Origin of the sequence: Citrobacter sp. Ca225, from assembly GCF_030337175.1 — a bacterium.
GTDB lineage: Bacteria > Pseudomonadota > Gammaproteobacteria > Enterobacterales > Enterobacteriaceae > Citrobacter_A > Citrobacter_A amalonaticus.
Genome location: NZ_JAOWCD010000092.1, coordinates 1 through 14,459 on the forward strand (window position 1 = coordinate 1; position 14,459 = coordinate 14,459).

The window sequence follows — 14,459 nt, forward strand, 5'->3', positions numbered from 1 at the left end:
AGGATTTTTCTCTTCAACCGAACCGGCTGTTTGTGTGAAGTGATTCACATCCGCCGTGTCGATGGAGGCGCATTATAGGGGGTCGACTCAGGAAGACAAGCGGAAAAATGCAGTTTTATTTCAACCGCTCACCTTTTAACCACAATGCTTATTTTTGCTGCTTTTTTATCGCCGATGGCAGATCAGCAAGACTATTTAATACCCAATCTGCCGCATTTTCTGCTTCCGCAGTAATGGGCTTGCCGGTTCGCACTAATACTTTTGTCCCGACTCCTGCCGCAGCCGCAGCCTGCATATCTTCTAATTTGTCGCCCACCATATAAGACGCGGCCATATCAATGTGCAGGAAATCGCGGGCCGAGATAAGCATACCGGGATGCGGCTTACGACAATCACAAACCTGGCGATACTCTTCCACACTGCCTTGCGGGTGGTGTGGACAATAATAGATACCGTCGAGGTCGACATCGCGATCGGCCAGTGACCAGTCCATCCACTCTGTTAATGTTTCAAACTGCGCTTCGGTAAATTTGCCGCGCGCAATCCCTGACTGGTTGGTGACAACTACCAGCGCATAGCCCAGTGTTTTAAGCTCGCGCATAGCATCAATAACACCGTCGATAAATTCGAACTCGTCGATTTCGTGTACGTAGCCGTGATCAACATTAATTGTGCCGTCACGGTCGAGAAAAATAGCGGGTACGGACTTTGCCACCTTTTATAGCTCCTGAATAAGGCATGTGGCGCTAGTATCGCATGTTTCGGCAGGCAAGAAAGTGCTCATCGTAGAAACCCTGATTGATTTAGACGTCTGGATGCCTTAACATCCATTTTGTTGACGGCTTTTGACCGCATCAGACAGACGAAAATGCCACGGTAACTTCATTACGATAATAAATAATCAATGATTAAACTTTCGAATATCACCAAAGTGTTCCATCAGGGGACCCGCACCATTCAGGCGTTGAATAACGTTAGCCTGCATGTTCCTGCCGGACAAATTTATGGCGTTATCGGTGCCTCAGGCGCAGGTAAAAGTACGCTGATCCGCTGTGTAAACCTGCTGGAGCGCCCGACAGAAGGAAGCGTTCAGGTTGGCGGACAGGAACTGACGACGCTATCAGAATCTGAACTGACTAAGGCGCGTCGTCAGATTGGCATGATTTTCCAGCACTTCAACCTGCTGGCCTCCCGAACCGTTTTTGGTAACGTCGCGCTGCCGCTGGAACTCGATAACACCCCAAAAGAAGAAATTAAGCGCCGCGTGACGGAACTGCTCGATCTCGTTGGCCTGGGTGATAAGCACGACAGCTACCCTGCGAATCTGTCTGGTGGTCAGAAACAGCGTGTCGCTATCGCCCGTGCACTGGCAAGTCAGCCAAAAGTGTTGCTGTGTGATGAAGCGACCAGTGCGCTGGACCCAGCCACTACTCGCTCCATTCTTGAACTGCTGAAAGACATTAACCGTCGCCTTGGCCTGACCATTCTACTGATCACGCACGAAATGGACGTGGTGAAACGCATCTGCGACTGCGTAGCCGTCATCAGCAACGGTGAGCTGATTGAGCAAGATACCGTCAGCGAAGTGTTTTCCCACCCGAAAACGCCCCTGGCGCAGAAATTTATTCAGTCCACACTGCATCTGGATATTCCGGAAGATTATCTGGCACGCCTCAAAGCGGAATCGACGACCGACAGCGTCCCGATGTTGCGCATGGAATTCACCGGTCAGTCGGTGGATGCGCCGCTGCTTTCCGAAACAGCGCGCCGCTTTAACGTGAATAACAACATTATTAGCGCGCAGATGGATTACGCCGGCGGCGTGAAGTTCGGCATCATGCTGACTGAAATGCACGGCACACAAGAAGAAACGCAAGCCGCGATCGCCTGGCTGCAGGAACACCATGTAAAAGTAGAGGTACTGGGTTATGTCTGAGCCGATGATGTGGCTGCTGGTTCGTGGCGTCTGGGAAACGCTGGCGATGACCTTCGTATCCGGGTTCTTTGGTTTTGTGATTGGTCTTCCCGTTGGCGTGCTGCTGTACGTCACGCGTCCCGGGCAAATCATTGAGAACGCGAAGCTCTACCGCACACTGTCTGCGGTTGTGAACATCTTCCGTTCGATTCCGTTCATTATTCTGCTGGTATGGATGATTCCGTTCACTCGTGTGATTGTCGGGACATCAATCGGTTTGCAGGCTGCCATTGTTCCGCTCACCGTCGGCGCGGCACCGTTTATCGCCCGTATGGTGGAAAACGCCCTGCTGGAAATCCCGACCGGCCTGATTGAAGCGTCCCGCGCAATGGGCGCAACACCGCTGCAAATTGTACGTAAGGTGCTGCTGCCAGAAGCCCTGCCAGGGCTGGTAAACGCTGCGACAATTACGCTGATTACCCTGGTTGGTTATTCCGCCATGGGCGGTGCCGTGGGTGCGGGCGGCCTTGGACAGATCGGCTATCAGTACGGCTATATTGGATACAATGCTACTGTTATGAATACGGTACTGGTATTACTCGTTGTTCTGGTTTATTTAATTCAGTTCGCGGGCGATCGCATCGTCCGGACTGTGACGCACAAGTAACGTTCTACAAAACACAATTATCACATTAAGGAAATAAGCATGGCGTTCAAATTCAAAACCATTGCGGCAGTCGGCGCCCTGATTGGTTCTCTGGCACTCGTGGGTTGCGGTCAGGATGAAAAAGATCCAAACCACATCAAAGTCGGCGTGATTGTCGGTGCGGAACAGCAGGTAGCTGAAGTCGCACAAAAAGTTGCGAAAGAAAAATACGGTCTGGACGTCGAACTGGTGACCTTCAATGACTACGTTCTGCCGAACGAAGCGCTGAGCAAAGGCGATATCGATGCCAACGCCTTCCAGCACAAACCGTATCTGGATCAGCAGATCAAAGATCGCGGATACAAGCTGGTTGCCGCAGGCAATACCTTCGTTTATCCGATTGCGGGCTACTCTAAAAAAATCAAATCTCTGGATGAGCTTCAGGATGGCGCGCAGGTAGCGGTTCCGAACGATCCAACCAACCTGGGCCGTTCTCTGCTGCTGCTGCAAAAAGTCGGTCTGATCAAACTGAAAGATGGCGTGGGTCTGCTGCCGACCTCACTGGATATCGTCGGGAACCCGAAAAATCTGAAAATTGTTGAACTGGAAGCCCCTCAGTTGCCGCGTTCTCTTGACGATGCGCAAATTGCTCTGGCGGTAATCAACACCACTTATGCCAGCCAGATCAACCTGACGCCGGCGAAAGACGGTATCTTCGTTGAAGATAAAGATTCCCCGTACGTCAACCTGATCGTGACCCGTGAAGATAACAAAGACGCGGAGAACGTGAAGAAATTCGTTCAGGCCTATCAGTCTGACGAAGTTTACGAAGCCGCCAATAAAGTCTTCAACGGTGGTGCTGTTAAGGGCTGGTAATTTTTAGGCGCTTTTCACAATCTGTAATATCATTCAGGACGGGCGTTTGCCCGTCTTGTCATTTATGCAAGCTCCTGATTCAATATGTGACAGTTAGATCATTCATTGAGGAAATATTATGCGTGCTTTACCGATCTGTTTATTGGCACTCATGCTGAGCGGCTGTTCCATGCTAAGCAGATCCCCTGTTGAACCCGTTCAAAGCACCGCAACCCCGCCAAAAGCGGAGCCGGAAAAACCGAAAGCGCCGCGCGCTGTTCCCGTCAGAATTTACACCAATGCTGAAGATCTGGTCGGCAAGCCGTTCCGCGATCTCGGTGAAGTGACCGGTGAATCCTGTCAGGCCTCTAACCAGGACTCTCCGCCGAACATCCCGACAGCACGTAAACGCATGCAGATTAATGCGTCAAAAATGAAAGCCAATGCCGTGTTACTGCATAGCTGTGAAGTCACCAGCGGGACGCCGGGTTGTTATCGTCAGGCTGTCTGCATTGGTTCTGCGCTCAACATCTCGGCTAAATGAGTCATTTTCAGTTTGAGCAAATCGGTGTCATTCGCTCGCCTTACAAAGAGAAGTTCGCCGTTCCCCGCCAGCCAGGGCTGGTAAAAAGCGTCAACGGCGAACTGCACCTGCTGTCTCCTTACAATCAGGCCGATGCGGTACGCGGTCTTGAAGCATTCAGCCACTTATGGGTGATCTTTGTTTTCCATCAGACGATGGAAGGGGGATGGCACCCCACCGTGCGCCCGCCTCGTCTTGGCGGCAATGCGCGGATGGGCGTATTTGCTACGCGCTCAACATTTCGCCCCAATCCCGTCGGCATGTCGCTGGTTGAACTGAAAGGCGTTGTCTGTCAGAAAGATCAGGTCATTCTGCAACTGGGCAGTCTGGATCTGGTTGACGGTACGCCGGTCATCGATATCAAGCCTTACCTGCCGTTCGCGGAATCGCTACCGAATGCGACCGCCAGCTATGCGCAACAGGCACCGCAAGCCGAAATGTCGGTGAGTTTTACCGACGAGATTGAGCAACAGTTTCCCGCGCTGGAAAAACGTTATCCCCTGCTGAAGACGTTTATTCGTGATGTGCTGGCGCAGGATCCGCGTCCTGCCTATCGAAAAGGAGAAGAGACCGGTAAAAATTATGCTGTCTGGCTGCATGATTTCAACGTGCGCTGGCGCGTAACCGAGACGGGTTTTGAAGTCTTTGCGCTTGAACCCCGCTAATTTCACGCCCTTCTCTTTTGACATCCCTTTCTCGCTGGTAAACTGAGTTACTTTTTTTGTGTCAGGCTCACATTGAGCCTGTTCGATCGTTCAACTGGAACCGTAACAACATGCGTACTAGCCAATATCTGCTCTCCACTCTGAAGGAGACACCTGCCGACGCCGAGGTGATCAGCCACCAGCTGATGCTACGCGCCGGGATGATCCGCAAGCTGGCCTCCGGGTTATACACCTGGCTGCCGACCGGCGTGCGCGTCCTGAAAAAAGTTGAGAACATCGTGCGTGAAGAGATGAACAACGCCGGTGCGATCGAGGTGTTAATGCCGGTGGTTCAGCCTTCTGAACTGTGGCAAGAGAGTGGTCGTTGGGAACAGTACGGTCCGGAACTGCTGCGTATTGCTGACCGTGGCGATCGTCCGTTCGTACTTGGCCCAACGCATGAAGAAGTGATCACCGATCTGATTCGTAACGAGCTCAGCTCTTACAAACAGCTGCCGCTGAACTTCTACCAGATTCAGACTAAATTCCGTGACGAAGTGCGTCCGCGTTTCGGCGTGATGCGCTCCCGTGAATTCCTGATGAAAGATGCGTACTCTTTCCATACTTCTCAGGAATCTCTGCAGGAAACTTACGACGCGATGTACGCGGCTTATAGCAAGATCTTCAGCCGCATGGGGCTGGATTTCCGCGCGGTACAGGCTGACACCGGTTCTATCGGCGGTAGCGCCTCGCACGAATTCCAGGTACTGGCACAGAGCGGCGAAGACGATGTGATCTTCTCTGATTCCTCTGACTACGCGGCCAACATTGAATTTGCGGAAGCCGTTGCGCCAAAAGCGCCGCGCGCCGCTGCAACGCAAGAAATGACGCTGGTTGATACGCCGAACGCAAAAACCATCGCCGAGCTGGTTGAGCAGTTTAGTCTGCCAATCGAGAAAACCGTGAAAACCCTGCTGGTGAAAGCCGTGGAAGACAGCAAGTCTCCGCTGGTCGCACTGCTGGTTCGCGGCGATCACGAGCTGAACGAAGTCAAAGCGGAAAAACTGCCGCAGGTTGCCAGCCCGCTGACGTTTGCAACCGAAGAAGAGATCCGCGCGCTGGTGAATGCCGGTCCGGGTTCTTTGGGCCCGGTAAACATGCCAGTGCCGGTGATTATTGACCGTACCGTTGCCGCAATGAGTGATTTCGCGGCAGGCGCTAACGTGGATGGTAAGCATTACTTCGGCATTAACTGGGATCGCGATGTCGCAACCCCGGAAGTCGCTGATATCCGTAACGTCGTCGCCGGCGATCCAAGCCCGGATGGAAAAGGCACGTTGCTGATCAAACGCGGTATCGAAGTCGGTCATATCTTCCAGTTAGGCACCAAGTACTCGGAAGCAATGAAAGCCGCCGTCCAGGGTGAAGATGGCCGCAACCAGATCCTGACCATGGGTTGTTACGGTATCGGGGTCACACGCGTGGTAGCAGCGGCTATTGAGCAGAACTACGACGAGCGCGGGATCGTATGGCCTGACGCTATCGCGCCGTTCCAGGTGGCGATTCTGCCGATGAACATGCACAAGTCCTATCGTGTGCAGGAACTGGCGGAAAAACTGTATGCCGAACTGCGTGCGCAGGGCATCGAAGTGCTGATGGACGACCGTAAAGAGCGCCCAGGCGTGATGTTCGCCGATATGGAGCTGATCGGTATTCCGCACACTATCGTGCTGGGCGACCGTAACCTCGACAACGACGATATTGAATACAAATACCGTCGCAATGGCGAGAAACAGTTGATAAAAACCGGCGACATCGTCAACTATCTGGTTAAACAGATTAAAGGCTGATGTCATAAGAGGCTCTGATTTTCAGGGCCTCTTTTTTACATGGATTGTATAAAATGGCTAAACACACGGCGTATTACCGCCTGTTCCTCCCTTGCCTTCTTTTGCTTTCGGCCTGCACCGTTGACGTCAGCCCACCGAATAAATCCGCCGCCGCCATTGATGCACAATCCAAAAAATGGGCGGTTACATTCCAGCGCCAGAGCTCATTCACGAATAAAGCACTCGTCGAAATTACCGATACCGACCTTAAGCCAGGCGATCTGTTGTTCTCCTCCAGCCTCGGGGTGACCTCATTAGGCATCCGCGCGTTCAGCAATGCTTCCGTAAGCCATGTTGCCGTCTATCTGGGCGATAATGAAGTCGCAGAAACCACCGGCGCTGGGGTACAAATCGTGTCACTCAAACAGGCGATGAAACACAGTGATAAACTTTTTGCCCTGAGAGTCCCGGAGCTGACCCCGCAACAGGCCGCTGAGATCAAAACCTTCGCCTATAAAATCAAAGACAGCGGCTATAACTATCGCGGTATCGTGGAATTCATTCCGTTTATGGTGACTCGCCAGATGTGTTCGCTAAACCCCTTCTCTGCGGATTTCCGGCAACAGTGCGTCAGCGGGCTGGCGAAAGCGCAGTTGAGCGATGCCCGCGAGGGAGAAAAAACGGCGTGGTTTTGCTCCGAATTCGTCACTGATGCGTTTACCAAAGCGGGACATCCGCTAACCCTGGCGCAATCGGGCTGGATCAGCCCTGCTGACCTGATGCACATGCGGGAAGGCGACGTTGCCGCATTTAAGCCAGAAACGCAGCTACGCTATGTCGGTCATTTGAAGTTAGGGATTTATATCAAGACGGGACGTTTTGTAGGACTGACGCGTTAAGCGCGATACACAATAGCAAAACTGCGGGTAAGACGATAACTGTCCAGTCACCCGGACAGCTATCATTGAGTCCATCACTCAGTCGGTGCAGCTCTTACCCGGAATAAATTTAATCTCTTTATCGGCCATCAGCGTTTTCACCGGCTCATGGGTATCCGGATTCGCCTCCAGCGTGAAGTGCCCTTCGACGGACAACAGCACCGGTTTCTCACTGGTGCCACGCGCCGCAAGATAACCGCGTTCCAGTTCTGCGTTACTGGCAACAGAAACCTGCTTTCCGGTTGCGCAGTCGGTAAAGGTCGCGGCATCCGCCATATAGAAATACATGCCACGCATCGCCATTGGCGTTACCGGCAAACTGGATTTCACCGGTTCAAGCGTATAGTTAAACTGTGATTCAACCGGATTGCCTTCCCGATCCAACATCTCCAGCGCTTCGCCTTTCGCGCGATAATAAGACTTCTCACCCTGACTGTCGGTCAGCACCAGTTTATCGGCCGTGCGCGCCCAGGTGCCGTAGGAAGCAAAAGAAGACGGCTCTTCACGCACGCCCTGATAGCGTTCGTTCATTACCCATGTGCCATCTTTCTCCAGAAACAGTGAGGTCTCAATACCCTCGCAGTCTGCACAAGGCAGAATGCCCCGCCAGCTTTGCTGCATCGGTTTTAATTCTGCAACCTGAGTCGGCTGGATAACATCAACCTCTGAACGGTTGTTACAGCCAATCAATGCGAAGAGCGTAAATGCCGCCATCGCTGAAAGTAGTGTTTTTTTCACCCTGACTCCCTATCACATTTTATTCCTGCCCGTCAGTCATCACGACGGACTTTACCGCGAAGGGCTTTTACTGAGGATTTCTGCGCCTTCGAGTTTAATCTTCGCTCTTTCGATGCCCGCGTCGGTCGGGTTGCGCGTCGGCTTTTTTGTACTGCGGTGAGCTCTTTTATAACCGCTACCAGTCTGGCAATCGCCGCTTCCCGGTTGAGTTCCTGGTTGCGGTACTCCTGCGCCTTAATAATCATCACGCCATCAGCGGTAATCAGATGATGGCTGGCAGCCAGCAGACGGTCCTTATAATACTCTGGCAGGCTGGAGGCCCGAATGTCAAAACGCAAATGTATCGCCGTTGAGGTCTTATTGACGTGCTGTCCCCCTGCGCCCTGGGCGCGAATGGCGGTGATCTCCAGCTCATCGTCGGGGATCGAGACAGTCCGCGAAATAACGATCATACCGGTTGTTGCCACGGCGTCAGATGAATTTCCAGATTATTCTGAGAATCAGACAGCCAGATCGCCCCGTCCTGAATTGTCGCCTGTAGCGTCATGGTACGGCTCGCAAAGGCGCTAAGCTGGGTCAGTTGTTCATCATCCAGATACCAGACAGTGAGATTCGAAAACTGCGCGCATTTGCTTTGATTCTGCTGCCACCAGATCTGCGCCGCCCGGCTATTGTAGGCAAACAGCGCCACATCAGCAGCCTGCGAACACGCTTTCTTAATACGGCGCTCATCCGGTAGCCCCAGTTCAACCCACAAGTCGATACCCAGATGATCGTTACGCAACCACGCTTCCGGTTCATCCTCTGCGCTTAAGCCACGCGTAAACTGGAGACGCTCATCCGCATACTTAATCCACGCCAGCAGACGCAACATCATTCGTTCCTGGGTTTCAGAGGGGTGACGCGCCAGCGTCAACGCCGCATCAAGAAACTGGTTGCGGTCAAGGTCAGCCACGTTGACGACGGCTTTATAAATTGTCGCTTTAAGCGCCATGGAAAAACTCCTTTCGAATCAGGCAGCCATTGTAGCGAAAAAGGAGCCAAAAGGCTGTCCGGGGATCATCAATCAGGCGCTGATATTGCGTGAATGGCTGTGGTATAGTCACCTTGCTAAACAGAGTTTATCTTCGTAGGCTTAGACTTGCATCCACGGTTAAGTCAGAATGCTGACAGGAGGGCATGTGGAAAAATATTGTGAGTTAATACGCAAGCGGTATGCGGAAATCGCCAGCGGAGACTTAGGGTATATCCCGGATGCGCTGGGTTGCGTATTAAAGGTGCTTAATGAAATGGCGGCAGACAGTGCCCTTTCAGAGTCGGTCAGGGAAAAGGCGGCGTATGCTGCGGCGAACTTACTGGTGAGCGATTATGTCAATGAATGATACATACCAACCCATCAACTGTGATGACTACGACAACCTTGAGCTCGCCTGCCAGCATCATTTATTACTGACGCTGGAACTGAAAGATGGTGAAGTTTTGCAAGCGAAAGCCAACGATTTGGTTTCACGGAAAAACGTGGAATACCTAATCACCGAGGTTGCGGGTGAAACGCGCGAGCTTCGTCTCGATAAAATTGTCAGCTTCAGCCATCCGGAAATCGGTACCGTGGTGGTTAGCGAATCCTGAACCCATATTGCCTGGTGGCGCTGCGCCATCAGGTATTTCCACCGATTTGATCCCACACCAGTCTCACCCCCGACTCCTCACCCGCCGCGCCGTCACGCGTGACAAATACGCCTGCAGCCGCAATCAGCGTTTCGCCGTAAAACAGCAATGGCGTGGTATCTCGTCGCCAGGAAGGTACATTCAACTCCTGCCAGATTTTCTTGAGCTTGCGGCCACCGCTACGGCCAACGATATGCAGCATTCCCGGCGCTTTAAAACGGATACTGACACGCTCATCCTCATGAGGCGCGCGTAATTCGTCCCCCACCAGTAACCGCAGATGGCCCAGCCCGGCAGGCAACGTGAGCGGTAACTGCCAGCGAGGCCAGGGCAGTATTGTCTCACTTTGTCCGACAACAGATTTAATCCACCACAGCTGTCCCTGAAAGCGCCGCACCTCGTACTCGCCGAAACGCAGGCACGGTGACGCATCTTCACGCGCCAGCGCCACCTCCTGCCAGAGACGTTCCAGTCCATCGCGTGAAGGCATCGGCGCATTTTTCGCCGCCAGCCAGCGGCGAAGTAGCGCAGCGCGCCGGACACGGGTCATCGCCATGAGCGGCGTTAACTCCAGCGTGCCGTTATCTGTGGTGCAAGAAGACAGTTCATCGGCAAGCAGTTCATCCAGCAGACTCTCTTGTTCAGCACACAGCGCTGCGCTGCGTGCCGTGGCGTCAGCGAAATGCGGCCAGCGCTGTTGCAGAAGCGGCAGAACCTGCAAACGCAGGAAGTTCCGATCGTAGGCGTCATCCTGATTGCTTTCATCTTCAATCCAGCGAAGCTGATGTTGCCTTGCCCATTGCTCCAGTGCCGCACGGGGTTGCGTCAATAACGGACGAATGAGTAACGTGCCCGCAAACTCAGCACTCTCCGCCATTGCAGACAACCCAGCCGGTCCGCTGCCGCGTTTGAGCGCCAGCAAAAAGGTTTCACACTGATCGTCAAGATGCTGGGCAGTCACCAACACCTCACCGGGCAATAGCGCATCGGCAAATGCCTGATACCGCGCCTGCCGGGCCTGCGCTTCGATTCCCAGCCCGGCGTCCACCAGCGTGACCCGCTCCACCACCAGCGGAACCTGCCATTGCGCGCAGATGGCTTCACAGTGTGCCACCCACTCATCGGCGTGAGCGCTAAGTCCATGATGGATGTGCATGGCGCGAAGCGAGAGAGTCGGTTGTTGCGTCCGCCATTGCACCAGTTGGTGTAAGAGCACGGTAGAGTCCAGACCGCCGCTAAAGGCGACCAGTATCTGTCGGGAAGTGATAAGCGAGGTGTTCAGCGTGAGTGTTGTCATAGCGGTTATTTACAGTGACGTTGCCCGGCACGTTACCGGGCAATCGTCACAATAACAAGCCTTACTGCTCATACAATTCGAGCGGCAGGCCATCCGGGTCTTTAAAAAAGGTGAAGCGCTTGTTGGTGAAGGGATCAATGCGGATGGCTTCACAATTTACGTGATTCGCTTCCAGATGCGCTACCGCATTATCCAGGTTATCCACGCTGAACGCCAGATGGCGCAAGCCACAGGCTTCCGGATGCCCTGGACGCGCCGGCGGGAAAGGAAATGAAAAAAGCTCAATCACATATTGTCCATTCAGCGCCAGATCGCCCTTCCACGAGTCTCGTTCTGCGCGATAGGCTTCGCTCAGCAGCGTAAACCCCAAAATATCGCAATAGAAGGACTTACTCGCGGCATAGTCTGTCGCAATAATCGCAATATGGTGAACCTGTTTTAATCCCAGCATAGTGTCTTCATCTCCGTTATTTATCATCAGCACGTTACCCGCCCGGGAGCGCTGAAGGCAAGTCGTCATGCCGTTTTTAAGACTCGTACGAGGTATACGCCGTCGTCATCCTGTTTCGCCCCGTGAATATCCGTTTCAAAGCCCGGATAACGCTGACCAACAGAACAGAGCATCAGCAGAAAATCGAGTACGGCGCGACTCTGCTCGGTGAGCATTTCTCCCGGCATCAGCAGCGGCACGCCGGGAGGGTATGGCAGGATCATATTCGCCGACACGCGTCCCACCAGTTGATCGAGGGGGACCGTTTCGACTTCGCCTTTGATCTGTCGCTGCCAGGCCTGATGCGGCGTCATGATCATTTCCGGCAATGTATCAAACGCACGCAGCATCAGACCGGAAAGATCGTGTTGGCGGATGAGCTGGTGGATCCCTTGCGCCAGATCCTGAATACGCATGTTGCGATAAAAATCAGGATCTTCTGCATACAGATCTGGCAGCATATTCTTCACGCGCAAATTGAGATCGTAAGAGCGTTTAAATTCGGTCAGTCCACGCAACAGCCCCATTGCCCGGGTTTTATCGATACCAATACTGAAGAGAAACAGCAGATTGTACGGCCCGGTTTTCTCCACCACCACGCCGCGCTCATCAAGGAATTTCGCCACCAGCGCGGCGGGGATCCCCTCGTCACTCATCTCCCCTTGCTCGTTCATACCGGGCGTCAGGATCGTGACTTTTACCGGATCGAGGAACATATGGTCATCGTCGGCATCGGTAAATCCGTGCCAGTCTTCACCGGGTGCCACCGGCCAGCACGCGGCTTCATCAACCTCTTCCGGCTGCCAGATATCAAAGAACCAACCGTCAGACTCTTCACGTAGCCGCTGCACTTCTTTGCGAAAATGTAACGCGCGCTCCACAGAGCGATTGATTAATCGCTTACCGGAATTTCCCCGCAGCATCGCTGCCGCCGTCTCGATGGAGGCGACAATCGGATAACTCGGTGAGGTCGAGGTGTGCATCATAAACGCTTCGTTGAAGGTTTCTTCGTCATAGTCTCCTTTAATATGGATCAGCGACGCCTGCGATAGCGCCGCCAGCATTTTGTGGGTGGATTGCGTTTCGAAAATCACCTTGCCCTGCACCCGTTCACCGCTCATCCCGCTTTTCCCCTGATAAATGGGATGGAAGTGGGTATAGGGCACCCAGGCAGAATCGAAGTGGATAGAGGGGACATCCAGCGTCTGTTTGATCCAGTTAGTGTTATACAGCAGGCCGTCATAGGTCGAGTTAGTGATCACGGCATGAACTGGCCACTGCGCCTGCGCCGTGGTGGCAACTTTGTTCGCAATACTCTCGCGCGTGAACTCACGCTTCGGAATGCCGCCCAGAATACCGAGCGCATTACGCGTTGGTTTCAGCCAAATCGGGACGACGTCGCTCATCATTAACAAATGCGCGAGCGACTTATGGCAGTTACGGTCAATCAACAGCGTACTGCCGGTTGGCGCGGCATACATCCCCACAATTTTGTTTGAGGTGGAGGTGCCGTTAGTCACTGATCTTGACCCGCCATCTCCGGACAGCTTTTGTATCTTAAGTTAACGATGTCCGCTGCCGCCGATATTCCCTCGGGGAGTGATATCCCAGCGCGCTGTGCGGGTGGTTTTCATTGTAATGTGTGAACGCTGCTGCAAGGTTTCGCAGGGCTGTTCTCACATCTGGTTTTGGCATGAACGCGATATAGTCTTCCTTCATCGTCTTCACGAATCGTTCGGCCATGCCATTGCTCTGCGGGCTGCTCACCGCTGTTGTACACGGCTCCAGATTCAGCTCTCTGGCGAACCTCCGCGTTTCATGCGCGGTATATGCTGAACCGTTATCCGTCAGCCATTGAACCGGTGTGGTCGGCAGCCCGTCGCCGAAGCGCTTTTCCACCGACCTCAGCATCACATCCTGCACCGTCGAACTGTCGTAGCCTCCTGTGCTCGCTGCCCAGTCTATGGCTTCTCTGTCGCAGCAGTCCAGCGCGAACGTGACCCGCAGCTTCTCACCGTTGTCGCAGCCGAACTCGAAGCCATCTGAACACCAGCGCATATCGCTTTCTGCCACCGCGATTTTGCCCTTATGTTCACGCTTCGACCGCTCTGGTTTGTCATGCAGTAACAGCAGATTATGCTCACTCATAAGCCGGTAAAGCCGTTTGGCGTTCACGGGGGGCAGTCCCTCTGTACGGCGTTGCGTACGCAGGATGCCCCACACACGGCGATAGCCGTAACTGGGCATATCGCTGATGATATCGAGGATCTCTGACAGTATTTCAGCGTCTGCTTCGTCATCACGCCGGTTACAGCGCCTGTCCTGCCAGTCGGCAGAACGGTTAATTCGCAGTGACAGCTGCGCACGCGACACGCCCATGGTGCGGCTGACCAGGGCTATTCCCCGTCCTTTGGCAACAAGGGCGCGTGCGCTATCCATTTTCGCGACTGAGCGTACTCCACGGCTTCTTTCAGGATCTCAACTTCCATCGTCTTCTTGCCCAGCAGGCGCTGAAGCTCCCGGACCTGCTTCAGAGCAGCAGTAAGCTCAGAAGCTGGAACAACTTCTTCTCCGGCCGCAACGGCGGTGAGGCTGCCTTCCTGATATTGCTTCTTCCACTTAAACAGCAGGCTGGGCTGGATGCCATGCAGGCGGGCGACATGGGAGACATTCATGCCCGGCTCCATCGTCTGCTGGATAATGGCGATCTTCTCCTGAGGAGTTTTACGTTTACGGACTTCTTGCCCTAACAGGATCCCGGTCATCTCAAAATTGGCGTTAGTGTTAGACATATATTCAAGCCTATCTCTTATCTGGAGATACAGCTACTGTCTGGTGTTTCAGGGGGCTACATCA

At 53.5% G+C, this 14,459-nt stretch carries 16 protein-coding genes and 1 pseudogene; 9 read left to right on the top strand and 8 right to left on the bottom strand.

Features of this window, described 5'->3' with window-relative positions:
• Positions 1 to 148 precede the first annotated feature (148 nt).
• Positions 149 to 715, bottom strand: coding sequence for a D-glycero-beta-D-manno-heptose 1,7-bisphosphate 7-phosphatase (gene gmhB, locus OGW13_RS17475; RefSeq protein ID WP_042997843.1), 567 nt, complete (start codon positions 713 to 715; stop codon positions 149 to 151).
• A gap of 189 nt (positions 716 to 904) precedes the next feature.
• Here gmhB and metN point away from each other — a divergent pair, with 189 nt between their 5' ends.
• From metN to OGW13_RS17510, 7 genes are all read left to right on the top strand, one after another.
• Complete coding sequence (gene metN / locus OGW13_RS17480; RefSeq protein ID WP_042997844.1) at positions 905 to 1,936, top strand: methionine ABC transporter ATP-binding protein MetN; 1,032 nt, start codon at positions 905 to 907, stop codon at positions 1,934 to 1,936.
• Entirely contained in the window at positions 1,929 to 2,582 is a 654-nt protein-coding gene (locus OGW13_RS17485) for a methionine ABC transporter permease MetI (protein WP_042323638.1), read from the top strand. The genes metN and OGW13_RS17485 overlap by 8 nt, the downstream gene beginning before the upstream one ends.
• Before the next feature lie 39 nt (positions 2,583 to 2,621).
• Positions 2,622 to 3,437 carry a methionine ABC transporter substrate-binding lipoprotein MetQ gene (gene metQ / locus OGW13_RS17490; protein WP_042997845.1) on the top strand — a complete coding sequence of 272 codons (816 nt, stop codon included), beginning with the start codon at positions 2,622 to 2,624 and terminating at the stop codon, positions 3,435 to 3,437.
• A 118-nt stretch (positions 3,438 to 3,555) separates the two neighbouring features.
• Complete coding sequence (gene rcsF, locus OGW13_RS17495; protein ID WP_042323642.1) at positions 3,556 to 3,960, top strand: envelope stress sensor lipoprotein RcsF; 405 nt, start codon at positions 3,556 to 3,558, stop codon at positions 3,958 to 3,960.
• Positions 3,957 to 4,664: a tRNA (N6-threonylcarbamoyladenosine(37)-N6)-methyltransferase TrmO gene (gene tsaA / locus OGW13_RS17500; protein ID WP_044255345.1), complete on the top strand. Its 708-nt coding sequence runs from the start codon at positions 3,957 to 3,959 to the stop codon at positions 4,662 to 4,664. The genes rcsF and tsaA overlap by 4 nt, the downstream gene beginning before the upstream one ends.
• Before the next feature lie 110 nt (positions 4,665 to 4,774).
• Positions 4,775 to 6,493, top strand: coding sequence for a proline--tRNA ligase (gene proS / locus OGW13_RS17505; protein WP_042997847.1), 1,719 nt, complete (start codon positions 4,775 to 4,777; stop codon positions 6,491 to 6,493).
• Positions 6,494 to 6,546: 53 nt separating this feature from the next.
• Complete coding sequence (locus OGW13_RS17510; protein WP_109739890.1) at positions 6,547 to 7,371, top strand: YaeF family permuted papain-like enzyme; 825 nt, start codon at positions 6,547 to 6,549, stop codon at positions 7,369 to 7,371.
• A gap of 78 nt (positions 7,372 to 7,449) precedes the next feature.
• On the opposite strand, the gene nlpE is transcribed toward OGW13_RS17510, so the two are convergent.
• Genes nlpE through OGW13_RS17525 form a run of 3 tightly spaced genes read right to left on the bottom strand, consistent with a single transcriptional unit; the run spans position 7,450 to position 9,142 of the window.
• A complete protein-coding gene (gene nlpE / locus OGW13_RS17515; protein WP_042997849.1) occupies positions 7,450 to 8,148 on the bottom strand; it encodes an envelope stress response activation lipoprotein NlpE in 699 nt (232 codons plus the stop codon).
• 32 nt (positions 8,149 to 8,180) lie between these two features.
• Positions 8,181 to 8,600 carry an alternative ribosome rescue aminoacyl-tRNA hydrolase ArfB gene (arfB, locus tag OGW13_RS17520; protein WP_044255354.1) on the bottom strand — a complete coding sequence of 140 codons (420 nt, stop codon included), beginning with the start codon at positions 8,598 to 8,600 and terminating at the stop codon, positions 8,181 to 8,183.
• Complete coding sequence (locus tag OGW13_RS17525) at positions 8,597 to 9,142, bottom strand: YaeQ family protein (RefSeq protein ID WP_044267465.1); 546 nt, start codon at positions 9,140 to 9,142, stop codon at positions 8,597 to 8,599. Before OGW13_RS17525 ends, arfB begins: the two co-directional genes overlap by 4 nt.
• Before the next feature lie 187 nt (positions 9,143 to 9,329).
• Here OGW13_RS17525 and OGW13_RS17530 point away from each other — a divergent pair, with 187 nt between their 5' ends.
• Together OGW13_RS17530 and rof are read left to right on the top strand one after the other, a co-directional pair.
• Positions 9,330 to 9,530, top strand: coding sequence for a YaeP family protein (locus tag OGW13_RS17530; protein ID WP_044327029.1), 201 nt, complete (start codon positions 9,330 to 9,332; stop codon positions 9,528 to 9,530).
• Complete coding sequence (gene rof, locus OGW13_RS17535; protein ID WP_042323659.1) at positions 9,517 to 9,777, top strand: Rho-binding antiterminator; 261 nt, start codon at positions 9,517 to 9,519, stop codon at positions 9,775 to 9,777. Before OGW13_RS17530 ends, rof begins: the two co-directional genes overlap by 14 nt.
• 28 nt (positions 9,778 to 9,805) lie before the next feature.
• Here rof and tilS read toward each other — a convergent pair whose 3' ends face one another.
• From tilS to OGW13_RS17555, 4 genes and pseudogenes are all read right to left on the bottom strand, one after another.
• Positions 9,806 to 11,113 (bottom strand): tRNA lysidine(34) synthetase TilS, encoded by a 1,308-nt coding sequence (gene tilS, locus OGW13_RS17540; RefSeq protein ID WP_109739889.1) that lies wholly within the window; start codon positions 11,111 to 11,113, stop codon positions 9,806 to 9,808.
• Positions 11,114 to 11,174: 61 nt separating this feature from the next.
• Complete coding sequence (locus tag OGW13_RS17545) at positions 11,175 to 11,564, bottom strand: VOC family protein (RefSeq protein ID WP_042997853.1); 390 nt, start codon at positions 11,562 to 11,564, stop codon at positions 11,175 to 11,177.
• Positions 11,565 to 11,629: 65 nt separating this feature from the next.
• Positions 11,630 to 13,132 (bottom strand): annotated as a pseudogene (ldcC, locus tag OGW13_RS17550) (lysine decarboxylase LdcC); the annotation flags it as partial.
• Between the two features lie 28 nt (positions 13,133 to 13,160).
• Positions 13,161 to 14,368 (bottom strand): IS3 family transposase gene (locus tag OGW13_RS17555; RefSeq protein ID WP_109455549.1). Its coding sequence is split into 2 segments (ribosomal slippage): positions 13,161 to 14,047 and positions 14,047 to 14,368, totalling 1,209 coding nucleotides; the frame shifts between segments, so codons are not numbered across the junction.
• Between the last annotated feature and the right edge of the window lie 91 nt (positions 14,369 to 14,459).